Source organism: Roseivivax sp. CAU 1753 (genome assembly GCF_054482575.1).
On the sequence record NZ_JBTLRF010000001.1, the window covers coordinates 559,344 to 582,911 of the forward strand.

Below are 23,568 nucleotides of genomic sequence, written 5' to 3' on the forward strand. Positions count from 1 at the left end.
TGTCGCACCTGCCGGGGCTGTTCAGGTCCCGCGCGCCGCTTCGGCGATCCGGCGCAGGTGGTCCATGCGGCGGGCGAACTCGGTCTCGAAATCATGCGCGCGCGCAAATTGCAGGCTTCGGTCCGAGCATGCGGCAAGGCCCGCGCGGTCGGGCTCTATCGCTGCGATCTGTCGGGCAAGGGCATCTGTATCGCCCAGCGGCGTGGTCCAGCCTGCCTGCGATGCTTCTGCCAGCGCCAGCCACATGGCGTTGCCATAGCCCGCCACCGCAAGCCCGCACCCCATGTTCTCGACATAGGTGCAGGACGGGTCGGACTGGCGATGGCAACACAGGTAGAGATCGGCGTTGCGGCGCAGCCACGGCACCAGCTCGGTTTCGAAATCGACCGGGGCATGAAGCTGGACCTGGCCGGCCAGACCCTGCGCGGCGATGGCGCGAGCGATGGTGTCTTCCAGCGGCCCGGTGCCGAATATGTCAAGCCGGAAGGGCACCGCGAGGTCGCGCAGGCGGGCAGCCACGGGCACGAGGTCCTGCGCGCCCTTCATGGGCTCCAGTCGCCCCGAATAGACCAGCCTCAGCGGCGCGCCCGACAAGAGCCGCGCCCGGCGGTCGGACTGGTCTGCGGCGTCGGCAAAGAGCGGCCCGGTCATGCGGTTGTCGAGGTAAAGAAGGGCGTGCGGATCATACGCCCTGCAAGTGGCATGGGCCGGGTAGCCATTGGCCTGAAGACCCGCCGCATGACGCAGAAGCCTGCGTCGCGTGACCTCGCGCAGGCGCATCCGCACCGCCGAGGCCAGCCGCCGCAGCGCGCCGCGGTTCCGGTCGAGCCTTAGGATCTGCAGCCGCGTCTCGAGCGTGTATTCCAGCGTCGCCACCAGCGGCACCCCCGCCGCCCTGGCGATCCGGTCCAGCGTCAGGTTGCGGTCGTCATCGGCGCTGCAAAGGATCAGATCGTAGCCGTCGAGATGAGCGGGCGTGATGGTCTCGTCGCGCGCCACCACGGTCAGCCCGAAGGGCTCTCGCGCCGGGTCGACGGCGCGCGCGCCGAAAGGGATCTCTGTCGTCCCTGCGCGCAGCAGGCAATCGCACGTTCCGGGCCAGAGCGCGGCCTGCAGGCGCATGCCGGTGACGAACTTGGCATCCAGCGTCACCTGCGCCCCGGTCTGGATGACCGGGGCCGGGGCAATCATCAGCAGGCGAAGGTCGGTCATATCAGGCACACACCCGGTCGGTCAGGTCGCATCATGCAAAACGGTCCCGTGTCCGGACCCGCCGTCTGGCCCGAGACTGCCATGTCCGCGGCGCGTCGAACAGGGCAGTGCCGATCCGACATCGCCATTTGACTTCCGCTGCGGATGCAAAGCCCACGCGCGCGCCCCCCGGGCGACGCGCAAACGCGCGGCGCAAAAAAAAGGAAAGGGGCCCCGGCCAGAGCCCCTCCCCCATCCCTGCGCTCCTTCCTTCCCTGTCAGAAGCGCAAGGCCCGAAGCCCGACCGCCCTTCACGGCCGGGCCCGGGTTTCCTATTCGGTCGTCGCCGGATCCTCGCCGCCGCCCAACTGGTGCACATAGGCCGCGACCGCGCGCACCTCGTCTTCGCGCAGGAATGCGCCCCATGCGGGCATCACGCCGTAGCGGGCATTGACGATGGTCTCGGTCAGGTCGGCATCGCTGTCGCCGTAAAGCCAGATCGCGTCGGTCAGGTTCGGCGCGCCCAGTTCGCGCATCCCCATGGCGTCCTCGCCGTGGCAGGCGCTGCAATTGTCGATGAACAACGCCCCCCCCGGTCCGGCCGCCGGATCGCCGCCCTCGTCGAGGGTCTGGACATGGGCCACCAGGGTCGCGATTTCTTCATCGCTCAGGATGTCGCCGAAGGCGGGCATCTCGGAGAAGCGCGCGTCGGGGTCGTCCTCGTTGCGGATGCCGTGGCGTACGGTGTAGGCGATGTCCTCCATGGTGCCGCCCCACAGCCAGGCGTCGTCCAGCAGGTTCGGATAGCCTTTGGCCCCGGCGGCCCCCTGCCCGTGGCATTGCGAGCAGTTGGTCAGAAACACCGAAGCGCCCGCCTGCGTGGCATAGTTCTGCAGGGCCACGTCATCGGCGATGGCGGCGAATTCGGTGCTGGCAAGCTGCGCCCGCAGATCGGCATTGGCGGCCTCGGCGGCCTCGATCTCGGCGGCCACCTGGCCCCGGGTCGACCAGCCGAGCACCCCCGCCGATGCCGACGAGACCATCGGCCACGCCGGATAGAGGATGGTGTAGATCACCGCCCAGACGATGGTCGCATAGAGCGTCCAGAGCCACCAGCGGGGCAGCGGCGTGTTCAGTTCGGTTATGCCGTCCCAGTTGTGGCCCGTCGTTTCGGTGCCGGTGACGTCATCGCGTTTCTTTTCGGTCATTTCGGCTCTCCGATCTGCGTGTCGGCCTTGTCGGTGTTGGTCTCCGCGATCCTGCCTGCGCCCATGTCGGCGCGCGGCGCATCGTCGCGATGGAAGATGGAATGCGCGGCCTCGTCATGCAGGTCGCGCGATCCGGGACGAAAGGCCCAGACGATGACGCCCAGGAAGACCCCGAACAGCATCAGCAGCACCCAGCTGTCCGCCAATTGCCGCAGGAGGGAATAGGTGTCCATGATATGCCCCCTCCCCTAGCGGTTCGCGTCGGCGGTGAAGGTCGAGAAGTCGACCAGCGTGCCGAGCATCTGGAGATAGGCGATCAGCGCATCCATTTCGGTCAGCTCCGGGCGCCCGTCGAAATTGCGGACCTGAGCCCCGGGATACCGCTCGAGCAGGCCATCGTAGTCGCCGAACGGGTCGGTCTGGACCCGGAAGTCCGTCACCGACGCCTCGATCATCTCGTCCGTGTAGGGCACGCCGACCATGCGGTGGGTGACCAGCAGATCGCGGATATGCTCGGGGTCGAGCTTGGCGCGGGCCAAATAGTCGTATTTCGGCATCACGCTTTCCGGCACCACCGATTGCGGATTGGCGAAGTGGTCCACGTGCCAGGCGTCCGAATACCGCCCGCCAACCCGGGCCAGATCCGGCCCGGTGCGTTTCGATCCCCATTGGAACGGATGGTCATACATCGATTCCGCCGCGAGGCTGTAATGACCGTACCGCTCGACCTCGTCGCGCATGGGCCGGATCATCTGGCTGTGGCAGACATAGCAGCCTTCGCGCACATAGATGTCGCGCCCGGTCAGCTCCAGCGGGGAGTAGGGGCGCATGCCCTCCACATCCTCGATGGTGTTCTCCAGCCAGAACAGCGGTGCGATCTCGACGATGCCACCGACGGTGACCACCAGAAACGAGGCAACCAGAAGCAGCGTCGCGTTCTTTTCGAGGATCGCGTGCTTGTCGAGGAACTTCGACTGATGCGGCAACTCGTTCGGAATGCCCCCATCGCCGGGCTGAACGACCTTGGGGTCGTTCTCGGGCGCGGGGATCTTGTCGTTTTGCTTGCTCATGTCATTCACTCCGCAGGCATGGCTTGGGTCTGGGCGCGGCCCGCTTCGGGGACCGCACGCACCGTCATGATCAGGTTCCAGCACATGATCAGCGCACCGGTCAGGAACAGCAGCCCGCCCGACATCCGCACCACATACATCGGGTACTTGGCCGACACGGTGTCCGCGAAGGAGTTCACGAGGAAGCCCTGGTCGTCCACTTCACGCCACATCAGGCCTTCCATGATCCCGGTCACCCACATCGATGCGGCGTAGAGAACGATGCCGATCGTCGCCAGCCAGAAGTGCCAGTTGACCGCCCGCAGCGAATAGAGATTTGCGCGGTTCCACAGCTTCGGCGTCAGGTAGTAGAGGCACCCGAAGGTGATCAGCCCGTTCCAGCCAAGCGCGCCGGAATGCACGTGGCCAATGGTCCAATCGGTGTAATGCGACAGCGAGTTCACCGCGCGGATCGACATCATCGGGCCTTCGAAGGTCGACATGCCGTAGAAGGCAAGGCTGGCCACGAACATCCGGATGATCGGGTCGGTTCGGATCTTGTCCCACGCGCCTTCCAGCGTCATCAGACCGTTGATCATGCCGCCCCAGCTGGGCATCCACAGCACGATCGAGAACACCATGCCCAGCGTCGCGGCCCAGTCGGGCAATGCGGTGTAGTGCAGGTGGTGCGGACCGGCCCAGATATAGAGGAAGATCAGTGCCCAGAAGTGGATGATCGACAGCTTGTAGCTATAGACCGGACGGCCCGCCTGCTTCGGCACGAAGTAATACATCATGCCCAGAAAGCCCGCCGTCAGGAAAAAGCCCACGGCATTGTGGCCATACCACCACTGCGTCATCGCATCCTGCACGCCCGAAAAGACCTGGACCGACTTCGAGCCCCAGATCGACACCGGGATCGACAGGTTGTTGACTACGTGCAGCATCGCGACGGTCACGATGAACGCCAGGAAGAACCAGTTGGCGACGTAGATATGCGGTTCCTTGCGCTTGAAGATCGTGCCGAGGAACACCGCGAGGTAGCCCAGCCAGACAATCGTCAGCCAGATATCGACATACCATTCAGGCTCTGCATATTCCTTGGACTGGGTCGACCCCAGCAGATAGCCGGTGGCCGCCAGCACGATGAAAAGCTGATATCCCCAGAACACGAACCATGCGAGGTTGCCGCCCCAGAGCCGCGCGGCGCTCGTGCGCTGCACGACATACAGCGATGTCGCGATCAGTGCGTTGCCGCCAAAGGCGAAGATCACCGCCGAGGTGTGCAAGGGACGCAGACGACCGAAATTGGCATAGCCTTCCGACCAGTCGAAGTTCAGCGACGGCCAGGCCAGCTGCGCGGCGATGAAGACGCCGACCAGAAAGCCCGTGACCCCCCAGAACGACGTCGCGATGACACCGGCGCGAATGGGGCCGTCCATGTAGGCCCCCTCGTCCGCCGCCAGCCGAGGCTCGTCGACGCGACGCAATTCCCAAAGAAAAAGTCCGCCCGCAACGACCATGATGATCGCGGCATGGACGGAATATGCGAGGTCGCGGCCCCAACTCGCGGCGATTGCCGCAATGAGTGCCACAAGGCCCAGAAGGGCAAGCCTTGTATAAACCATGTCTGTAGATCCCTTGACGTTATCGTCCGGCCACAAGCCGCAGCCGGAGCATCATGGATCGGGGGTGCCACGGATCGGCGGATCGCCGCTTTGACATGGATCAAGATTGCTGCGTTGCAGCACCACATCGCCGGATTTTGCGGGATCTTTCGACCGAACCCGGTGCATCACCGGTGTTTTCAGGGCCAAAGCGCCCGGGCGCGTTACCGGGGCGCCGCTGCGCCCGCGTCGACCAACCGCATCGATGCCCTGGCAAGGTCCGCGCCCAGCGGCCTGCCCGGCAGGCCGAGAAAGGCAAGTCCTTCGTCGATATCGGAAAAGACGCCGATCTGCAGGTCGCGCTTGCCCCTCACGTCGTCCACATAAAATCGCGCGGCGTCGAGAATGTCCTGCGAGGTAGCGATGACAGCCTTGCGTGACGGCTGACGCTGCCGACGGTCCATGCCGGTGATCAGGTCGGCGAACTTCTTCACGTCGGCCCGGGGAATGGCCATCTCGGTCACAAGGCGCAGATCGGCCAGTTCCATCATGCCTTCAACGTAGCTGAGGTCTTGCTCAACCCGGTCAAGAAGATCCAGAACGCACCGCGTCGTGATACGCCCGCGAAAGCGTTTGACGATGATGTTGTCGTCTGGATACGTCTGATACTCGCAAGGCAACCACGCGCCCTCCCGTCATCCCTGTGTCGGGCCAAATCCCTGTATCGGGCCAAATCCCTGTGTCGGGCCGAGAGACGGATAGTTCGGCACCACCACAAGACCTGCAACCGGGATACATCAATTGGCGCATTCGGCGCAGGCTTTTCTTCGACCGGGTTTCGACCCGCGAAGCGCAAGGGATCAGACGATCATGCCGCCGTCGTCATCCTCACCGGACTCCACCACCAGACGTTCGAAATCCGTGATCTTCAGTTCCCGGTTCGAGATCATCTCGAACATGCCGTCCTTGCGCAGCGCGGTGAACTGGCGGCTCGTCGTCTCGATCGTCAGGCCAAGGTAATCGGCCAACTCCACCCGTGACAGCGGGACCTGCAAGGTGAACGTCCCGTCCGGCGCAGCCTTGCCATGCTGCCGGGCCGACCGGCGCGCCAGGCTGACCAGAAAGGCCAGCACCCGTTCGCGCGCCGTCATCCGCCCGAGCACCACCGCCCATTCGCGCGACGCGTCCAGTTCGTCCAGCGCCATCGTCATCAGCCGGGACGCAAGATGCGGCGTGTTCTGCACAAGGTCCTCGAAGGTGCGCCGCTCAAACCGGCACAGTGTGACCTCGCTCACAGCCTCCACATCATAGGGTGAGGTCGCGCGACCGGGGCGGCCGATGAAGTCCGACGGCAACAGCAGACCCACGGTCTGACGCCGCCCGTCCTCGAGCGTGCGCGACATCGTGGCGCAGCCCACGACAATCGACGACAGATGCTCCAGCGTCTGGCCCGCTTCGGCAAGGTGGGCACCGGGTGGCAGGGTGACGTAGGACTTCACCTGTTCGAGAATCGCCATTTCGCCGGGATCGCACTCTGCACAGACTGCATTGTGGCGAATGGGGCAATCTAGACAGGCGGTGATGGGCTTTAGTTGGATCATGGAGAAAAGCTATCAAGTCGGTTGATCTGTATCAATGCAAGATCGGCAGCACTGCGCCGAGATCGGCGGAATGACACAGGACATTCTGCACAGAGCCCTGCTTGAGGCGAAGGTGCCCCGCTACACCTCGTATCCGCCAGCGACACGGTTTTCCGCCGAAGTCGGACCGGATCTGCACGGCCAATGGCTGGCCGCCCTGCCCGCTGCCGAGGCCATATCGCTTTACGTGCACATCCCGTTCTGTCGCAGGCTCTGCTGGTTTTGCGCCTGCCGGACGCAAGGCACCGCGACCGCGGCACCGTTGTCTCGGTTTCTCCAGACGCTCGACGCCGAGGCCGCGTTGGTCCACGCCCGGATCGGGCGCAGGCAACCGGTCGCCGCGCTGCATCTCGGCGGCGGCACACCGACCTTGATGACGCCCGACCAGATCGCCGTGCTTGGACGGACGATGCGGGCGCGTTTCGACATGGATGCCCGGCCCGATATCTCGGTCGAGATCGATCCCTGCGAACTGGACGCCGCGCGACTCGATGCGCTCATGGCGTTCGGGCTGACCCGTGCGTCGATCGGCGTGCAGGATTTCGACCCGCTGGTGCAGAACGCGATCGGGCGGCATCAAAGCCCCGAGGTCACCGCCGAGGCGGTCGACGGCCTGCGGGCCCGGGGCGTCGGGTCGGTCAATTTCGATCTGCTTTACGGTTTGCCGCACCAGACCGAAGCGCGCCTGGCCGCCACGATTGACGCGGTATTGCGGCACCGCCCCGACCGTATCGCGCTTTACGGCTATGCCCATGTCCCTTGGATGGCGCGGCGTCAGAAGCTCATTTCCGAAGACGCCCTGCCCGGCCCCGAGGCGCGCATCGCGCTTGCGGCGCTGTCCCGTGAGATTCTGATCGCCGCGGGCTATGAACCGGTCGGGATCGATCACTACGCGTTGCCGTCGGATACGATGGCCCGTGCCAGCCGTGACGGCACCCTGCGCCGGAATTTCCAGGGCTACACGACCGACGGCGCGGATACGCTTGTGGCGCTTGGTCCGTCGGCGATTTCGCGGCTCGGGCTCGGCTATGCGCAGAACCTCGCATCGACGCGGCACTGGACATCCGCGGTCGAGGCCGGTCGCCTGCCCACGTCGCGCGGGTATGCCATGACGCCCGAAGATCTTCTGTCGGCTGATGCCATCGAGCAGGTGATGTGCGCCGGCAAGGTCGATTTCGCAGCGCTGTCCCGACGTCACGGCCTGTCCTGTACCGCGATGGTGGCCCGGGCCGCGGCTGCGATCCGCGACCTGCCGGGCATCGCCACCCTGACCAACGATGTGCTGGCGCTGTCGGACATGTGTTACGCGCGCCTGCTGGCCGCCCGCATCGACCCGGGTATGGCCGAAGATGTCAGCCAGTTCAGCCTGGCAAGCTGACACGTCTGGTCCCGGCACCGCAGGGCGGTGTTCCCGGTAACGGGCCGCCTGGCTTTCCCCGTGACGGGCCCAGTGACGAATCCCGTGATGTGCCCAATGCTTGCGGCCAGCGATCCGACATCGATTGCAACGGTTCAACGGGCGACCTCCGGTTATTCCGTTTTTTCAGCATGAGACCGGCCGCTCAGAACATGTCGACAGTGCCGTCATTCGGTACGTCGTCATGGCGCCGTCCCATGAGGTTGCTTGACAGTTTCCGCAGTTTGACCGCCGATGCCGCGGCATCAAGGTCGACCAGAACGCCTTCGGGCACCGTATCTGCCACACGGTTGAGAAACCCCTGCAACTCGGCCAGCGTCTGCACCAGTCGGTCGAGGTTCTGCAATGACGCGCTGACCTCGTCCTGACCCTCCGTGCGATTGATCAGCGCGGTCATGCAGTGTTCGACAGACAGGCTCTGTTCCTCAAGCTGGGCCATTTCGCTGGCAAGCCTGCGCAAAAGCTGGCTCAGCGCCACGGCGCCCGACGCGTGATCGAGCCCGTCCTGCAGCGTTGCCCCGGCGCCGTCCGGGTACGGAGCCACCCTCACAGCGGCCCCACCACAGCCTGAAGACAGGCTTTCATCTGCGCGGTATTGAACGGTTTTTGCAGCACGTTGTTCAAGCCAAGCTGGCGACCCGTGGACACGATCTGATCGTCGAGGCGGCCACTGATCAGGATGAACCCGATCTTGGCGGTCCGGGCGTTTTGTCGCAACGCCTGCAACAGCTGAAGCCCGTTGACCTTTGGCATGTTGTAATCCGAGATCACGATGTGACGCGGTTGGGCGTTCAGTTTCTCATAGGCGGCCTGGCCGTCGGCGCAAAAGTCCACCTGTTTGATGCCGATCTCGTCGAGCGCCATCAGAATGAGGCCGCGACTCGTACTCATGTCGTCGACAACCAATACGCTCAGCTTTTCGCGCAACGCCATATTTCAGATTCCTGACTGATTGGGACCGCGCGACCGCGCAGGGCGGCGGAAAGATGTCTTGTCGAATAGTTCCAGGCGGCCCTCGAAACCCGGCCCCAGGCGTTCTGAATGGCCAAGAAACAAGACCCCGTCCGGGTGCAAAACCGCTTCGAGCCCGTTCCAGAGGCGGTCCTGGGTCGCGCTATCCATGTAGATCGCGACATTGCGGCAGAATATCGCATCGAACGGACCGGTGACCGGCCACGGCTCGACGAAGTTGAGATAGCGGAAGGTCACCAGTTGTCTGAGAGGCCCCCTGATCGTAACGGTCTCGGCGCCGTCGCCGACGGGTTCGAACATGTCCGACGCCATGCCGGGGTCCACGGACTCGGCGGAGCGCACCGTGTATTCCCCGGTTTCCGCCCGCGCCAGCACGTCGCGATCGATGTCGGTGGCCAGAATGCGAAAGTCGAACTGGGTCGCATCGGGCATCGCCTTGAGAACGACGGCCGCAAGGCTCCAGGCTTCCTCGCCGGACGCGCATCCGGCGGACCACAGCCGCACCCTTTCACCGGCCCGCGCGCGGTCCATGAGTTGTGGCAACAGCTGTGCGTGGAAGACATCGAAATGAACCGGTTCCCGAAAGAACCGGGTCGTGTTGGTGGTCAGGGCGAGGATCATCTCGTAGCGCTCGGTCTGGGCGGCGGGACTGGCGATCAGATCCGCGTAATCCAGAAAACTCTGCAGGTTCAGCGCCCGCAACCGCTTGGCCAGTCTGGCGACCACCAGGGTACGGTTGGCGGAATCAAGGCGTATGCCCGACGTCTCGTGCAACACCCTGGCGATGCGCCCGAAAGCTGCCTCGTCCAGTTCGGTAGTGAAGGTCGGGATCAACTCAGACATTCAACCTCCGCGCCAGCGCATTGCTTGGGCAACGCAGCATGAACGTCGAGAATTCGTAGCAAGCGCGCCTTTGTGGTGATCACACCGGACAGGAACGAGACGCTGGCATCGTTCAGGTTCGGAACCGACTGTATTTCGGTTTCACTGACACCGAGAATGTCGGACACCGCCGAGACGAGAAAACCTGTCAGCCTCGAACCGTCGGCCACGATGATGATGACGTGTCTGGGGCCAGGCTCGAGTGCTGCCAACCCGAGGCGAGACGCGAGATCGACGATCGGAACGACCGCGCCGCGCAGGTTGATCACCCCCAACACGTAGTCCGGCGCATGCGGAAGCACTGTCGCCTCCGTCCAACCGCGGATTTCCCGGACCAGCATGATATCCATGCAGAAGTCCTGTTCCCCGATGCGGAAGGTCACCAGTTCGCGTCGTTGTCCCTGCACATCGCTTTTCCGACGCTCATGCATATCGCTTCGTGTCTCATGGTTGGCCAGCATCATGTCACGCTCCTACAGGTTGCGGCGGCGCGGTCGGTTCCGGTAACGGCGGTGGTCCGGACCGGGCCCTGTCGCGCATCGTTGCCGTGCGGATTGTTTCCTCCGGGTCGATGATGAGCGCGATCCGACCGTCGCCGAGAATGGTGGCCGCGGCGACGCCGGGGACGCGGCCATAGTTCTCCTCGAGGCTTTTGATCACCACCTGACGCTGATCGCGGATCTCATCCACCGACAGGGCCCATTGGCGACCTTGCTCTGCTTCAACCAGCAGCAGGACACGGTCGTCAGCTTCCCTGGATCCATGCGGATAGCCGAATACGGTACCAAGGTTCACGATCGGCACCATCCGATCACGCACGCGGACAACCTCGGCCCCCTGGGCGAGATGCTCGATCTCGTCGGCCTCGGGGCGCAGCGTTTCGATGATGGCGGTGATCGGGATGACCATGGTCTGCCCCATCACCTTGACGACCATGCCTTCAAGCACTGCCAGCGTCAGCGGCAGCGAAATCGAAATGGTCGTGCCCCGGCCCGGAAGCGAGGAGATGTTGGTCCGACCGCCCAGTTTCTGAATGGCGCTGCGCACCACGTCCATTCCGACCCCGCGTCCCGACAGATCCGTGACCAGTTCGGCGGTTGAAAACCCGGGCTGAAACAGCATGCGATCGATTTCGGCCTCCTGCGGATTGGCATCGGGCGGCAACAGGCCCTTCTGCTTTGCAATCGCGAGAACCTTGGCACGGTTGATACCGCCACCATCGTCGGACACCTCGATCAAGACCCGCCCTGAGCGGTGTTCGGCGCTCAGACGTACGAGCCCTTCTTCGGACTTGCCCGACTGGCTCCGGATATCCGGCTTCTCGAGGCCGTGATCCACGGCATTGCGAAGAATATGCGTCAACGGATCGATCAGCCGTTCGATGACGGTGGTATCGACTTCCGTGGCCTCGCCGCTGGTCTCGAAGCGGACCGGCTTGCCTGCCACGGCCGAAGCTTCACGGACAATGCGTGCCATGCGCTGGAACAACGGTTTCACCGATTGCGCGCGGATGGCCATGACGCCTTCCTGGATCTGCCGCGCGAGGCTTTTGAATTCGTCCAGTCCCGCCGACAATTGCGTCTGATTGGAAAGACCAGCGTCAGCAATGCTCTGACTGAGAAATGATTGATTGATCACCAACTCGCCGACGATGTTTATAAGATCGTCGACAAGACCCAGATCAACCCTGACGGTCGACTTTCGCGACGCTGCGGCAGCGGCCGGTGGCGCAGAGACCGGTGCCGCGGAGACCGGCGCAGGAGAAGGATACTGGCGATCGGGGTCCTTGGGCGGGTCCGGCAGGGGTGCCAATTCAGCCGCGTCCGGAATTTTCGCCGCGCCGCTGGCAGTGTCTGTTAATGGCGGCTTCAAGGGGCTGGTCGCGCCCTCTGGCACGTTCGGTGTATTACCCGCGGGCGGGAGAGGCTTGTCGCTGATTGCGATCTCTGCAAGGGATTCGACGAACTCGAAGACCTCGCGAATATCTGCTTCGGAATATTCCGTCTCGAGCGTCAATCGCCACGAGAGATAGCACTGCGACGGGTCCGGATCGATCGGCAAATCAGCAAAGACCGCTTCGACTTGCAGTGTCCCCATTTCGCCCAGTTCGCGAAACAGATGCACCGGATCATGTCCGTTCGCGAAAAGCGCCGGAGTGGTGGCAAAGCTGATGCGGAAGATCCTTGAGGACTGTCCCGCGTCGCCAAGGACTTGAATGTCCTCGATCGCCCCAGGTGCCGGGTCTGAATCCTCATGGAAGGACAAGGTCAGCGGCGCGAAGCCCGTTTCCGGCAGGGCTGGCGGGTCAATGGTTAATGGTGCCGGTTCGAGCGACGGTCCAGACCCCATCGATGCGCTTTTGTCCGCGTCCGCAGCCGGGGCGACCAGCGCCGCCAGCGCGCCTGCTACCTCTGCTGCGTGCGCGGCATCGGCTGTCAGGCCATCACGCGCGGCGGCTACCAGATTGGCCAAAGTATCCCCGGCGCGGCGCAGGGTGCGCCAATCCGCGTCAGTCGGCATCAGTCGCCCCGATCGCATTTCATCAAGCACCGTCTCGAAACCATGTGCAAACCGGACCAGATCGTCGAGTCCGAACGATGCTGCTCCACCCTTGATGGAATGTACCGCCCTGAATACCGAATTTATCTCCTCCTGATCAGCTTCTGTCGTCAAATCCGCGGACGTGAGGCGATCGAATCCATCATCGAGCGCCTCGAGCAATTCGGCGCATTCCAGAAAAAACATCCACCGCAGTTCGTCGAGGCTGCTCATAACGGCGACACCGAAACGATGCGCCGGATTGCCGATATCAGCTTTGCATCGTCGAAAGGTTTCACGATCCAACCGGTGGCGCCGGATTTTCGGGCCCGTTCCTTCAGGTCCGCGCCGCTTTCAGTTGTCAGGACAAGAATGGGCACGGTTGAATGCTCTGCCCCCTGCCGGATACCATCAATCACGCCGAACCCGTCGAGGCGGGGCATATTGATGTCGGTGATGACCACATCCGGCTTGAACTCCGCAACCTGCTCAAGACCTTCGAGCCCGTCTTCGGCGACCAAAACCTCAAAGCCCTCCCGGCTCAGGCTGAAGCGCAGCATTTCACGTATGGTGCGCGAATCATCGATCGCGAGAATTCGTATTGTCATGACATGTCTCCGCTCGGTTTCGCGCCCGGGCGGGTCGCCAACGAGTCCAGTCCCAGGAGTCGCAGATCGTCCCGCATTGCTTCGGATGCCGCGAGTTCAAATTCGTGCCCGTTGGAAAGCGCGCGTTGACGGGCGGCAAGAAGGAGTTGCGCACACAAGGTCCCCAGGCTTTGCACGCGCTGGCCATCGATTGCGATTCTGCCTTCGGCGGCCTCGACCAGACGTCGGGCAAGCCCATTGGCCATGGCAGTGTCGAGTTTCTCGGGGAGATCAATAACGAGGGTCATGGCAGGTCCTAGAATAGGGTCACATCGCTGTCCGAAACCCTGGATTTTGCGACGGGAACATCAAGGTTGGTGCAATTTTCGACATGCATTAGGCTGGCGCGGCCGGTGCTCGGGCAATACCGGACCCGCCGGGCAATGCGACCGCCCATGTCTTCGGCCACGATGCGGATGTTCTCGGTTTCAAGGAAACGCCGCGCAAATGCGGCATTCTCGGCGCCGATCTGACCCATGCCGCCACTCATTGCCGCGCCGCCGAATACCTTGGCCTCGAGCCGACGTTTGTCGGCGCCGAGTTTCAAGAGCCCGTTTATCAGCACTTCCATCGCATAGAGCCCGTAACGCTCCACGCCGAGAACATCGGTCCCGCCTTCGGCGACAAGAAAATGATTCATGCCCCCGATCCTGGCGACCGGATCATGCAAGCAGGTTGCAACACATGAACCCAACAGCGTCGTGAGGACGACGTCCGCATCTGCCGTGACGCAGTGTTCACCCTGCACCACCAGCACGCTGCGGGCGGTGCTCGGACGCAAGGACTTAAGCGAACTCATCGGACGTCTCGGTGCGTCGCAAAACGCGGACGGGACATTGTCGCGCAAAGCCTGGACCACATCAGAAATCCATCCATTTCGCGGCCTCACCGCTGAGTTGTGAGGCGCTCAGAGGGGCTGAAGAAGTACCGCCTGCGGCTGCAACTCGCGGCGTTTGCGCCTTTGCCGCAGCCCTGGGCCGCGCGGAACTTCCGGTTCGGAAATGCGACAGGGTTTTCACCAGAGACACAGCATCGTTTCGAAGCGCTTCACTGGCCGCGGTGGTCTCTTCGAGCCGCGCTGCGTTTTGTTGCGTAGATTGGTCGAGGTCGTTGACCGACTGGTTGATCTCTTCGAGACTCAGGCTTTGCGCCTGTGCGGAATCCGCGATCTCGGAGACCAGGCCTGCGATCTCCGTTACCGAAGTGACGATCTCCTGTAGCGCCTGCCCCGTCTGACCAACCAATTCCACGCCTTTTTTGACCTGTCCCCCGGAATCGGCGATCAGACCATTGATCTCGCGCGCGGCATCGGACGATCGCTGCGCCAGGGCCCGAACCTCGGAGGCGACGACGGCAAATCCGCGACCAGCCTCTCCTGCCCGCGCTGCCTCGACCCCGGCATTGAGCGCCAGCAGGTTGGTCTGGAACGCGATATCGTCGATGACCCGAATGATCGATGTAATCTGTGCCGACGACCGTGCGATGAGATCCATTGCCGAGACGGTCTGAATCACGACTTCGCCCGAAGCTTCGGCCTTTCTGTGCGCCTCACCGACCACCGAATCTGCGCGCGCGGCACCTGCGGCAGCGGACTTGAGGGCTCCGGTCAGTCCATCGAGTGCGGCTGCTGTCTGTTCAAGGGTCGCGGCCGTACTTTCCGTTCTACGCGACAGGGAATCGGCCGTATTGGTGATGTCACCGGATTCGTTGCGGATGTTCTCCGCACTGTCGGCAATGTCCCGCATGGCGCGCGCGAGGTTTTTCACTGTCTGGTTAAAGTCATTGCGCAAAGCTTCGTACTGTCCCGGAAACGCCTGCGGGATCGTCACCGTCAGATCACCGTCGGACAATTTGCGCAGACCGACGCCGAGTGCATCTACGACTTCGGACTTTTCCGCTTCGGACGCGTCCCGTTCGCGTCGCGCGGCTTCCATCTGCTGTTCCTGATCGGTGATATCAGTGCCAAGGAGCAGGAAGCGCAAGCCGGTGCCATCCTCGTCGCGGATGCACGACAGGGAGCCGTCGATGATACGGGCAGACTGGCCAGCCAGGATCGGAATTTTTCCCAGGTGCGGGTTTCCAGACCGCAGATCCTGCAGGATCGAGTCGACCGAGCGCGCTCTCCCGGTCGACATGGGCGCGATGAGGTCCTGCAGGCGGCTGGCGTCCGTGCTGCTGTCGCTGAGACACTCGGTGAAGCGCGCGTTTGAATGAACGCATTCGCCTGTCATTGCAAACTCAGCCTTGATCTGGATCCGGTCTATCGTGTCGATCAGCGCCTGCTGGCGCCACAGTTCCGTGACATCGCGCCATTCCACGACGAAGCCTGCAACATCGCCGCCTGCATCGGGCACCGCGTGGATTGCGACGACAATGCGCGTGTCATCGAGCTTCAACAGAGTCTCGATACCGTCGGGACCCAAACCAAGCATTCGGTCTGTGATGGCGCCACCGGGATAGAATTCATCCATATGCATGCCGACCACGGACTCCGGATCGAACCCGGAGTGCAATTTGCGAAGGCCGTCCCTGTGGGTCGCAAAGAGCGCTTTCAGCTTCGGGCTGATCTGCGTGATCGAGAAGCCGTGATCGAGGATCATCAGGGCCGCCGAGGTGTTGTCGAGTGCGGCGCTTTTGAAAGCGCTTTCCCGATTGGCGCCTTCTGCCTCTGCCAGATCGTGGCGCAACGCGTCGGCAGCGCGCGCGACCGCGCCGAATTCATCCTTGCGCCCGATCCCATCAGGTACGGACACGAAGTCGCGATCCTGCAACCTTGAGATATCGGCTTGAGCGGACCGGAGCGGACGTATCGCCAATTGCTTGATTGCGATCGTCGCCGCTACCAGGGCCAGAAAACAGACAGCCGCGGCAATCGAAAGTGCCGCGTTGATCGATGCCCGCGTCCTTGCGGCAAGGGCAGCCGCGGACCATTCGGCAACAACCGCGCCGATCACGGCGGCATCCTGACCGAAGTGCAGCGGTGCGGCGGTGAGGTTGCGCGCCAGATCATGCTGGAACTCACCCGTTGCCATCGCAGCCTGTGCGATTTGACGTGCAGGGTCGGTTGGAGGTGCTGTCCCGTAGGCCACCACGTCCTGTTGCGCGTTCAACACCGCGATGTCGCGCAAGGTGTCACCGGAGGTCACGATCACCTCTTCGATCTGCTCCGCGATCGCGTCGATTTTGCCGAACCGCACCGGACCCGCCATCGGCTTGGCGATCAGCCGGGTCTCGGCGCTGGCCTGCTGATCGACCGCATCGTCCACGATCCGGTCCAACTGAGATGTCATCACAAAGGTAAGCGTCGCGACAACGGCAACGATGGCGCACACGATGACCAGCGCCAGTTTCATGAACACAGAATGGACACTGAGTGGAAAGCTCTTGAGCATGACGCGCTCCGCAGGAAAGGACGGGGGGATCAGAACGCTTCGGCGTTCAGACCAAAGGTGGCGGCACCGACTGCGGCACCGGAGACCGGATCGAACAGCGGCAGCGAGACCTGCATCTGGTAGGTCTGGGTCGACTCGTCGAACTCGATCTCGCTGACATGCAGGGTTCCCGGAGCCTTGCCAAAGGTCGCGGAGAACTTCGCTTCGTCACCCTGCCAGTAGTCGGAGGTGAGCGCGCTGATCGCGGCATTCAGACCGACGGCATCCATCACGATGATCTCGGTCAACTGGCCATCGGACTGATCGACCATGTCGCGCAGAACCCCGGATGCCGTGCTGGAAATGACCGGATCAATGGTCGGTCGCGCGGAATGTCCGATCTCGGCCCGCCAGTCATTGTCCATGCCGATGATCGTTTCCTCGTCGAGCGTTGCATGCGCGACATTGCCGGCGCGGATGGCACGCCAGATCTGCGGTGCGCCTTCGAGTTCGGCAAGCGCCCCCATGACGTAGGATGTCGCGGCATCGGAAGCTGTATTGGCGGCCAAAAGAGGCGGGGCAGAGATCGCGAGCGCAATCGAGGCGGCGGAAAGAAGCGGCAGTCTGAACATCTTGGATTCCCATTCGGCAACGCCGGGCCACATCCCGGCAGGACGCTTGCACACTCCCAGCCGAGGTTTAATTTCCGCTAAACAAAATTCCCGCTCCACCGACCCGCATTGATAAAACTCTACCGAAGCGCCCGGCGGTCGGTGCCCGGCGCGTGCGTGATCGACCTGAGAGACACGCCGCAACGCGTTGACCCGCAAAAAGAAATACGCCTTGAACAGCGAAAAAAGGGGCCCCGCGAGGGACCCCAAGTCTTGCCGATCAGGCGCATCGTTTACCGCTCGTTTTGTTTCTGCCTGCGGCTTGATCGGCACCGGAACGCGCGCACGCGCTCCGTGTTGTGGGCCCCGGTTTCTACGGAGATCGCGGTCCGTCGGGGTGCTAGTCCCTGCCCTTCGCGGTGCTGCCTGCCGGCCAGAACCAGCGCAGCACGCGGTTGCGCAAGCCACCGTCCGACGGCCCGCGCGGGTCGTCAGGGGCGCCTGCCCGGTCGCGCGCGCAGGGTTGGTTCGCGATGATGGCGGGATCTATGCGCAGCGGTCTGTCGAGACTGAGCGTGACCCCTCGGCAATTGGCGATGTGAATCCCGTAATCTGCCATCGTCGCGATCCTTCTGTCAGCTGCAGCCGGAGGTCCCGCCGCAGGTGTTGCACTTCATTGACTAGCGCTTTTTCTTGTTGGGTCGTTGGGTCAGTGCAGACGCTGCCGCAGACTTTGCCGCAGGAGAGGACTTTGGGTCTGCCAGTACCTTTCCGGCTGCCGAAGCCGCCTTTTTACCCGTCACTTCTGTGTTCTTCGATTTTGCCATTAGTCGGCTCCGTTACTCACAGGCCATCCCGGATACTTGGGGGAAAGTCCTGTATGTTTCGGCACTCTATTGTCAGAGTTGGGCAATTAAGTCTTTCTGCCTCTATCTGCTCTCACCGAGTGCACTTGATATCGGTGAGAGGAGCGGGGGACGGTGTTGCCGCACTGTTCCCCCACCCTCAATTTCTTAGCTGCAGCCGGAGGTCCCGCCGCAGGTGTTGCACTTCATGCAGGTGCCGTTGCGCACCAGCGTGTAGTTGCCGCATTCGCCGCAAGCCTCGCCCTCATAGCCCTGCATCCGCGCCTTGGTCGGGGCGTCGAGGGTCATGGTCGCGGTGGCCGTCGCGGTTTCCGACTTGAACGAAATCGACGTGCTCGATCCGGTGTCGGGCACCAGCGTGGCCAGCACCGAGGACGCATCGGCCGGTTGCGCATAGCTCATTGCCTGACCGCCCTGCAGCACCACCAGTTCCTGCGGCACGCGCTTGCGCAAATACCCCGAGGAGCTGATCTGCTTGAGCACTTCCAGCGACCGCGATGCGGCACTCTCCGAGATTTCCTTGACGTTGGACACGCCCTCTTCCTCGCCGCGTCCGATATCGTCGAAGGTCGCGCCCTCGGGCTTTACATGGGCCAGATCGGTGCGGTCGAGATAGGACACCGCCAGTTCCCGGAAGATATAGTCGAGGATCGAGGTCGCGTTCTTGATGCTGTCATTGCCCTGCACCATGCCCGCGGGCTCGAACTTGGTAAAGGTGAAGGCATCGACGAATTCCTCGAGCGGGACGCCGTATTGCAGACCGACCGACACCGCGATGGCGAAGTTGTTCATCATGGCGCGGAAGCCCGCACCTTCCTTGTGCATGTCGATGAAGATCTCGCCCAGGTTGCCGTCCGAGTATTCGCCGGTCCGCAGATAGACCTTGTGCCCGCCGACGATGGCCTTCTGGGTATAGCCCTTGCGGCGCTCGGGCATCCGGTCGCGCTTGCTCTTGGCGATCTCCTTGATTACCACCTTCTCGACGATCTTCTCGGCCAGGACCTGCGCCTTTTCGTGGTTCGATCCGGTCTCAAGCACTTCTGCCGCGTCGTCGTCATCCTCGACCAGCGCGGAGGCCAGCGGTTGGCTCAGCTTGGAGCCGTCGCGGTAGAGCGCGTTGGCCTTGGTGCCGAGCGACCAGGACAGCTCGTAGGCGCGCTGGCAATCGGCGATGGTGGCGTCGTTGGGCATGTTGATCGTCTTCGAGATCGCCCCCGAGATGAAGCTTTGCGCCGCTGCCATCATCTTGATGTGGCTGTCCACCCCGAGGAAGCGCTTGCCCTTCTTGCCGCAGGGATTGGCGCAATCGAAGATCGCGTAATGCTCCGGCTTGAGAAACGGCGCGCCTTCGAGGGTCATGGTACCGCAGACATGGTCGTTGGCGGCGTCGATCTCGGCCTTGGTGTAGCCCAGGTGGCGCAAGAGGTCGAAGGCCGGATCGTTGAGCTTGGCCACCGGGATGCCCAGAACCTCGCGGCAGAATTCCTCGCCCAGGGTCCACTGGTTGAAGACAAAGCGGATGTCGAAGGCCGAGGCCAGCGAGGCGTCGATCTTCTCAAGCTGCGCCGGGCCGAACCCGTGGCCCACCAGCGAGGTGTGATTGATGCCCGGCGCATTGCCAAGGGTGCCGTGGCCGACCGCGTAGGACACCATCTCCTCGATCTGGGCCGAGCCGTAGCCCAGCTTTTCCAGCGCGCCGGGCACCGAACGGTTGATGATCTTGAAATAGCCGCCGCCCGCGAGCTTCTTGAACTTGACCAGCGCGAAGTCCGGCTCGATCCCGGTGGTGTCGCAATCCATCACCAGACCGATGGTGCCGGTCGGCGCGATCACCGTGGCCTGCGCGTTGCGGTAGCCGTGCTTCTGGCCGAGCTTCAGCGCCTGATCCCAGGACGACATCGCCAGGTCGACCAGCGACGCATCGGGGCAGTTGTTGTGATCGAGAGGCACCGGCTTGACCGCGAGGTCGTCATAGCCCGTGGTGGCCCCGTAGGCGGCGTTGCGGTGGTTCTTGATGACCCGCAGCATGTGATCCTTGTTGCGCGCATAGCCCGCAAAAGCGCCCAGCTCGCCCGCAATTTCGGCCGACGTGGCGTAAGAGACGCCGGTCATGATCGCGGTCAGGGCACCGCACAGCGCCCGGCCTTCATGGCTGTCATAGGAGAAGCCCATATTCATCAACAGGCCGCCGATATTGGCGTAGCCCAGGCCCAGCGTGCGGAAATCATAGCTGCGCTGCGCGATTTCCCGGGACGGAAACTGCGCCATGGTCACGCTGATTTCCAGCGTCAGCGTCCACAGGCGGGTGGCGTGCATGTAGGTCTCGGCGTCGAACTTGCCGTCGCTGAGGAAGGTCAGCAGGTTCATCGACGCCAGGTTGCAGGCGGTATCGTCGAGGAACATGTATTCCGAGCATGGGTTCGAGCCGCGGATCGCGCCGTCTTCGGGGCAGGTGTGCCAGGCATTGACGGTGTCGTGAAACTGGATGCCGGGATCGGCACAGGCCCAGGCGGCGTGGCCGACCTGCTGCCACAGTTCCCGTGCGCTGATGGTCTTGGCGACCTTGCCGTCGGTGCGGTTCACCAGTTCCCAGGGCGCGTCGTCCTTGACCGCCTGCAGGAAGGCGTCGGTCACCCGGATCGAGTTGTTCGAGTTCTGGCCCGACACCGACGCATAGGCCTCGCTGTCCCAGTCGGTGTCATAGGTCGGGAACTCGATCGAGGTATAGCCCTGCTTGGCGTAGTCGAGCACGCGCTTGACGTAGGTCTCGGGGATCTGGACCTTTTTCGCCGCCCGGATCGCCTGTTTCAGCGACGGATTGGATTTCGGGTCATAGGCACCCTCGACCGAGCCGTCGAAGGCTGCGATGGCCGCGAAGATGCCGTTGAGCATCTGTTCGTGCATCTTCGAGCCCGCGACGATCGACGCGACCTTCTGCTCTTCCTTGACCTTCCAGTTGATGAATTCCTCGATATCGGGGTGATCGGCATCGCAGATCACCATCTTGGCGGCCCGGCGCGTGGTGCCGCCCGACTTGATGGCCCCTGCCGCGCGGTCGCCGATCTTGAGAAAGCCCATCAGCCCCGACGACTTGCCGCCGCCCGACAGACGCTCGCCCTCGGCGCGCAGCGAAGAAAAGTTGGTGCCGGTGCCCGAGCCGTACTTGAACAGACGCGCCTCGCGCACCCAAAGATCCATGATGCCGCCGTCGCCGACCAGATCGTCCGACACGGACTGGATGAAGCAGGCATGCGGCTGGGGATGCTCGTAGGCCGACTTCGACTTGGTCAGCTTGCCGGTCTTGTAGTCCACGTAGTAGTGCCCCTGGCCCGGACCGTCGATGCCATAGGCCCAGTGCAGGCCGGTGTTGAACCATTGCGGCGAATTGGGCGCGGCGGTCTGGCTGGCCAGCATGTGGCGCATTTCGTCGTAATAGGCGCGGGCGTCTTCCTCGGTCGTGAAGTAGCCGCCCTTCCAGCCCCAATAGGCCCAGGCGCCCGCCAGCCGGTCGAACACCTGCTTGGACGAGGTTTCACCGACGCGTTCGGTGGTCTTGGTCGCGGGCTCCGAGCGCCACAGGAACGCCGGCACGTCAGGCTCTTCGACCGGGGTCAATTCGGTCGGCACACCTGCCTTGCGGAAATACTTCTGCGCGATCACATCCGACGCGACCTGGCTCCAGGAGGCGGGAACCTCGACCGCGTCGAGGCGGAAGACGATCGTGCCGTCAGGATTGCGGATTTCCGATGCGGTGGTGACGAACTCGATGCCCGCATAAGCGTCCTGCCCGGCCTTGGTGTAGTGACGATCGATCTTCATTTTGCGCTGCCCCGTTAAAGCGATTGACCCAGTTTTCGTCCAGGTCGAGGGAACGGACGTGGGCAATCGATGCCAGAGACACGTAGGGTGTCCGCCGGCCGGCAGATGCTGCTGCTGCTGTCGCCTGTTTGCCCCGCGCTCTTCCACTAAATCTAGCGGTCCCTGACCCGGTAGACGCTACATTCACGGGCAGGGGCGATTCCGTCAACGTTCATTTTTACAATCGCACCCCATATTTAGTGTTGACCCTGCCAGAGGCCACATCCCCTGCCCTGCCCGATGCGATTCATCCACAGGACGAGGATCAAGCGGAACGGGTTTTACGCAAGTTATGAGGGGAGTTATCCACCATATCTGGTGTGATGCATGAAAAGTGCCCATGTTCCGCGGCCATGGTGCGAGAGCGACACAGGCAAGCGCTTTATGCGTGTATTCCACCCCCGGCACGCCCATCTCCGGCCCGTGCCCGCGCGAATCGCGGCGAAGCGATGCGGGGGACCGGACCACATGCGGGCGCATGCAACGGCAGCCCCGACCGCAACGGCCGTTCCCGGACAGACACAAGATATGGTGGGTGGTCGGGGCGATAGGATTCGAACCTACGACCTACGGTACCCAAAACCGTCGCGCTACCAAGCTGCGCTACGCCCCGAACGATGCCCGTCTAACCGCAGCTTCCGGGTTTGGAAAGCCGGATTATTCCGCCGCGCAGGGCCAGGCGGCCTCGGCGATGGCAGGGTGCTGCAATTGCGCACCGGGTGCGATGCCCAGCGTCGAAGCAAGACCGCCGTTGATCTCGAACACATATTGCGTGCCGGGCGCGCCGGGAATGGCGGTTTCGTCATGCGGGACCGCGTTAGCGTGCACCTTGCGCACGACACCGGTCACGTCGGCGAAGATCATGTCGAGCGGGATCAGCGTGTTGCGCATCCAGAACGCCACGTCGCCGGGCTGGTCATAGACAAACAGCATACCGGCGAACCGGTCCATCTGCGGCACGTTCATCAGGCCCTGCGACCGCTCTGCGGCATCGTCGGCCACGCTGACGCGAAAACTGGCCGTCCCGAAATCGCCGCGCACCGACAGCAGGTCGTCGCGGCAGCCTTGGGCGCTGGCCGCGCCCGCGAAACACAAGACCGCCAGTGCAGTCAGTGCGAAACGGCACTTTCCCATGAATTGATCTCCGTTGCCATGCGACCGCGCTTGCCCTGCACCACGCGCAGGCCGACCGCCTCTCCGGGCATCAGATCGGCAAGGCCCGAGCGGCGCAAGACCTCGACATGGACAAAGACGTCTTCGGTGCTGCCGAAGACATTGGCAAAGCCGAAACCCTTGGACTTGTCGAACCACTTGACCCGCGCGGGCACCAGCGGGGCCGCCGCAAGCTCGGTCGGGTTCATCTCTTCGAAATCGGCCAGCGCGGGAGACGCGCCGTCGGTCGGCGGCTCGATCATGTGCACATCGGTGGCCTGGAACCCGCGCGGCGTTTCCTGCACCGAAATCTCGATCCGCGCGCCATCGGCAACCGAGTTCTGCCCGAAGTTGCGCAAAACATTGGCGTGCAGCAGGATGTCGCGCCCGCCCTCGTCGGAGATCACAAAGCCGAACCCCTTGCCGGGATCGAACCACTTGACCGTTCCTTGAACGCGGGTGTCTCCGGTATCAACTTGCATTCAATCACTCGCCAGTCGGTGCCTCTTTTGGATAGCATGTCGCCATCCGAACGCATCGCCTATTTCAATCAATGCGT

22 protein-coding genes and 1 tRNA gene are annotated in these 23,568 nt (G+C 63.0%); 1 reads left to right on the forward strand and 22 read right to left on the reverse strand.

Annotated features, from left to right (window positions below):
* Positions 1 to 21 precede the first annotated feature (21 nt).
* From ACXYMN_RS02540 to fnrL, 7 genes are all read right to left on the reverse strand, one after another.
* On the reverse strand, positions 22 to 1,212 hold the full coding sequence (locus tag ACXYMN_RS02540; RefSeq protein WP_459011834.1) for a glycosyltransferase: 1,191 nt from the start codon (positions 1,210 to 1,212) through the stop codon (positions 22 to 24).
* Between the two features lie 311 nt (positions 1,213 to 1,523).
* The gene (ccoP, locus tag ACXYMN_RS02545) at positions 1,524 to 2,399 is read right to left on the reverse strand and encodes a cytochrome-c oxidase, cbb3-type subunit III (RefSeq protein WP_459011835.1); all 876 of its coding nucleotides are present in this window, start codon (positions 2,397 to 2,399) and stop codon (positions 1,524 to 1,526) included.
* On the reverse strand, positions 2,396 to 2,632 hold the full coding sequence (locus ACXYMN_RS02550) for a cbb3-type cytochrome c oxidase subunit 3 (protein ID WP_459011836.1): 237 nt from the start codon (positions 2,630 to 2,632) through the stop codon (positions 2,396 to 2,398). Before ACXYMN_RS02550 ends, ccoP begins: the two co-directional genes overlap by 4 nt.
* Positions 2,633 to 2,647: 15 nt before the next feature.
* Entirely contained in the window at positions 2,648 to 3,469 is an 822-nt protein-coding gene (gene ccoO / locus ACXYMN_RS02555) for a cytochrome-c oxidase, cbb3-type subunit II (protein WP_459011837.1), read from the reverse strand.
* A gap of 5 nt (positions 3,470 to 3,474) precedes the next feature.
* A complete protein-coding gene (gene ccoN, locus ACXYMN_RS02560; protein WP_459011838.1) occupies positions 3,475 to 5,076 on the reverse strand; it encodes a cytochrome-c oxidase, cbb3-type subunit I in 1,602 nt (533 codons plus the stop codon).
* 203 nt (positions 5,077 to 5,279) lie between these two features.
* Complete coding sequence (locus ACXYMN_RS02565) at positions 5,280 to 5,735, reverse strand: hypothetical protein (RefSeq protein WP_459011839.1); 456 nt, start codon at positions 5,733 to 5,735, stop codon at positions 5,280 to 5,282.
* A gap of 180 nt (positions 5,736 to 5,915) precedes the next feature.
* Complete coding sequence (fnrL, locus tag ACXYMN_RS02570; RefSeq protein WP_459011840.1) at positions 5,916 to 6,656, reverse strand: transcriptional regulator FnrL; 741 nt, start codon at positions 6,654 to 6,656, stop codon at positions 5,916 to 5,918.
* Between the two features lie 70 nt (positions 6,657 to 6,726).
* Between fnrL and hemN the strand changes: the two genes are divergently transcribed.
* Positions 6,727 to 8,073 (forward strand): oxygen-independent coproporphyrinogen III oxidase, encoded by a 1,347-nt coding sequence (gene hemN / locus ACXYMN_RS02575; protein ID WP_459011842.1) that lies wholly within the window; start codon positions 6,727 to 6,729, stop codon positions 8,071 to 8,073.
* 184 nt (positions 8,074 to 8,257) lie between these two features.
* Here the strand turns inward: hemN and ACXYMN_RS02580 are convergent, their stop codons facing one another.
* The 15 genes from ACXYMN_RS02580 to ACXYMN_RS02650 all read right to left on the reverse strand — a co-directional run bounded on the left by ACXYMN_RS02580 (position 8,258) and on the right by ACXYMN_RS02650 (position 23,491).
* The gene (locus ACXYMN_RS02580; protein WP_459011843.1) at positions 8,258 to 8,662 is read right to left on the reverse strand and encodes a hypothetical protein; all 405 of its coding nucleotides are present in this window, start codon (positions 8,660 to 8,662) and stop codon (positions 8,258 to 8,260) included.
* Positions 8,659 to 9,045 (reverse strand): response regulator, encoded by a 387-nt coding sequence (locus tag ACXYMN_RS02585; RefSeq protein ID WP_459011844.1) that lies wholly within the window; start codon positions 9,043 to 9,045, stop codon positions 8,659 to 8,661. The genes ACXYMN_RS02580 and ACXYMN_RS02585 overlap by 4 nt, the downstream gene beginning before the upstream one ends.
* Before the next feature lie 3 nt (positions 9,046 to 9,048).
* Positions 9,049 to 9,927: a CheR family methyltransferase gene (locus tag ACXYMN_RS02590; RefSeq protein WP_459011845.1), complete on the reverse strand. Its 879-nt coding sequence runs from the start codon at positions 9,925 to 9,927 to the stop codon at positions 9,049 to 9,051.
* Positions 9,915 to 10,430, reverse strand: a complete 516-nt coding sequence (locus tag ACXYMN_RS02595; RefSeq protein WP_459011846.1) for a chemotaxis protein CheW — start codon at positions 10,428 to 10,430, stop codon at positions 9,915 to 9,917. Before ACXYMN_RS02595 ends, ACXYMN_RS02590 begins: the two co-directional genes overlap by 13 nt.
* Position 10,431: 1 nt before the next feature.
* Positions 10,432 to 12,810: a chemotaxis protein CheA gene (locus ACXYMN_RS02600; RefSeq protein ID WP_459011847.1), complete on the reverse strand. Its 2,379-nt coding sequence runs from the start codon at positions 12,808 to 12,810 to the stop codon at positions 10,432 to 10,434.
* Positions 12,735 to 13,112, reverse strand: a complete 378-nt coding sequence (locus ACXYMN_RS02605; protein ID WP_459011848.1) for a response regulator — start codon at positions 13,110 to 13,112, stop codon at positions 12,735 to 12,737. Before ACXYMN_RS02605 ends, ACXYMN_RS02600 begins: the two co-directional genes overlap by 76 nt.
* Positions 13,109 to 13,399 carry an STAS domain-containing protein gene (locus ACXYMN_RS02610; protein WP_459011849.1) on the reverse strand — a complete coding sequence of 97 codons (291 nt, stop codon included), beginning with the start codon at positions 13,397 to 13,399 and terminating at the stop codon, positions 13,109 to 13,111. The genes ACXYMN_RS02605 and ACXYMN_RS02610 overlap by 4 nt, the downstream gene beginning before the upstream one ends.
* An 8-nt stretch (positions 13,400 to 13,407) precedes the next feature.
* Positions 13,408 to 13,950: a chemotaxis protein CheD gene (locus ACXYMN_RS02615; RefSeq protein WP_459011850.1), complete on the reverse strand. Its 543-nt coding sequence runs from the start codon at positions 13,948 to 13,950 to the stop codon at positions 13,408 to 13,410.
* Between the two features lie 61 nt (positions 13,951 to 14,011).
* Positions 14,012 to 16,543, reverse strand: a complete 2,532-nt coding sequence (locus ACXYMN_RS02620) for a methyl-accepting chemotaxis protein (RefSeq protein WP_459011851.1) — start codon at positions 16,541 to 16,543, stop codon at positions 14,012 to 14,014.
* A 29-nt stretch (positions 16,544 to 16,572) separates the two neighbouring features.
* Complete coding sequence (locus tag ACXYMN_RS02625) at positions 16,573 to 17,466, reverse strand: hypothetical protein (RefSeq protein WP_459011852.1); 894 nt, start codon at positions 17,464 to 17,466, stop codon at positions 16,573 to 16,575.
* Between the two features lie 67 nt (positions 17,467 to 17,533).
* Positions 17,534 to 17,752, reverse strand: a complete 219-nt coding sequence (locus tag ACXYMN_RS02630) for a hypothetical protein (RefSeq protein WP_459011853.1) — start codon at positions 17,750 to 17,752, stop codon at positions 17,534 to 17,536.
* A gap of 394 nt (positions 17,753 to 18,146) precedes the next feature.
* Positions 18,147 to 21,818, reverse strand: a complete 3,672-nt coding sequence (locus ACXYMN_RS02635; RefSeq protein ID WP_459011854.1) for a vitamin B12-dependent ribonucleotide reductase — start codon at positions 21,816 to 21,818, stop codon at positions 18,147 to 18,149.
* Positions 21,819 to 22,393: 575 nt separating this feature from the next.
* A tRNA-Pro gene (locus ACXYMN_RS02640) sits at positions 22,394 to 22,470 on the reverse strand.
* Between the two features lie 44 nt (positions 22,471 to 22,514).
* On the reverse strand, positions 22,515 to 22,991 hold the full coding sequence (locus ACXYMN_RS02645; protein WP_459011855.1) for a DUF192 domain-containing protein: 477 nt from the start codon (positions 22,989 to 22,991) through the stop codon (positions 22,515 to 22,517).
* Positions 22,967 to 23,491, reverse strand: a complete 525-nt coding sequence (locus ACXYMN_RS02650) for a cold-shock protein (protein WP_459011856.1) — start codon at positions 23,489 to 23,491, stop codon at positions 22,967 to 22,969. The genes ACXYMN_RS02645 and ACXYMN_RS02650 overlap by 25 nt, the downstream gene beginning before the upstream one ends.
* Positions 23,492 to 23,568: the final 77 nt, after the last annotated feature.

Coding starts and splice junctions, on each gene's coding strand:
- ACXYMN_RS02540 (WP_459011834.1), bottom strand. CDS start 1,212: ATGACCGACCTTCGCCTGCTGATGATTGCCCCGGCCCCGGTCATCCAG.
- ccoP (WP_459011835.1), bottom strand. CDS start 2,399: ATGACCGAAAAGAAACGCGATGACGTCACCGGCACCGAAACGACGGGC.
- ACXYMN_RS02550 (WP_459011836.1), bottom strand. CDS start 2,632: ATGGACACCTATTCCCTCCTGCGGCAATTGGCGGACAGCTGGGTGCTG.
- ccoO (WP_459011837.1), bottom strand. CDS start 3,469: ATGAGCAAGCAAAACGACAAGATCCCCGCGCCCGAGAACGACCCCAAG.
- ccoN (WP_459011838.1), bottom strand. CDS start 5,076: ATGGTTTATACAAGGCTTGCCCTTCTGGGCCTTGTGGCACTCATTGCG.
- fnrL (WP_459011840.1), bottom strand. CDS start 6,656: ATGATCCAACTAAAGCCCATCACCGCCTGTCTAGATTGCCCCATTCGC.
- hemN (WP_459011842.1), top strand. CDS start 6,727: ATGACACAGGACATTCTGCACAGAGCCCTGCTTGAGGCGAAGGTGCCC.
- ACXYMN_RS02585 (WP_459011844.1), bottom strand. CDS start 9,045: ATGGCGTTGCGCGAAAAGCTGAGCGTATTGGTTGTCGACGACATGAGT.
- ACXYMN_RS02590 (WP_459011845.1), bottom strand. CDS start 9,927: ATGTCTGAGTTGATCCCGACCTTCACTACCGAACTGGACGAGGCAGCT.
- ACXYMN_RS02595 (WP_459011846.1), bottom strand. CDS start 10,430: ATGATGCTGGCCAACCATGAGACACGAAGCGATATGCATGAGCGTCGG.
- ACXYMN_RS02605 (WP_459011848.1), bottom strand. CDS start 13,112: ATGACAATACGAATTCTCGCGATCGATGATTCGCGCACCATACGTGAA.
- ACXYMN_RS02610 (WP_459011849.1), bottom strand. CDS start 13,399: ATGACCCTCGTTATTGATCTCCCCGAGAAACTCGACACTGCCATGGCC.
- ACXYMN_RS02615 (WP_459011850.1), bottom strand. CDS start 13,950: ATGAGTTCGCTTAAGTCCTTGCGTCCGAGCACCGCCCGCAGCGTGCTG.
- ACXYMN_RS02620 (WP_459011851.1), bottom strand. CDS start 16,543: ATGCTCAAGAGCTTTCCACTCAGTGTCCATTCTGTGTTCATGAAACTG.
- ACXYMN_RS02630 (WP_459011853.1), bottom strand. CDS start 17,752: ATGGCAGATTACGGGATTCACATCGCCAATTGCCGAGGGGTCACGCTC.
- ACXYMN_RS02635 (WP_459011854.1), bottom strand. CDS start 21,818: ATGAAGATCGATCGTCACTACACCAAGGCCGGGCAGGACGCTTATGCG.
- ACXYMN_RS02645 (WP_459011855.1), bottom strand. CDS start 22,991: ATGGGAAAGTGCCGTTTCGCACTGACTGCACTGGCGGTCTTGTGTTTC.
- ACXYMN_RS02650 (WP_459011856.1), bottom strand. CDS start 23,491: ATGCAAGTTGATACCGGAGACACCCGCGTTCAAGGAACGGTCAAGTGG.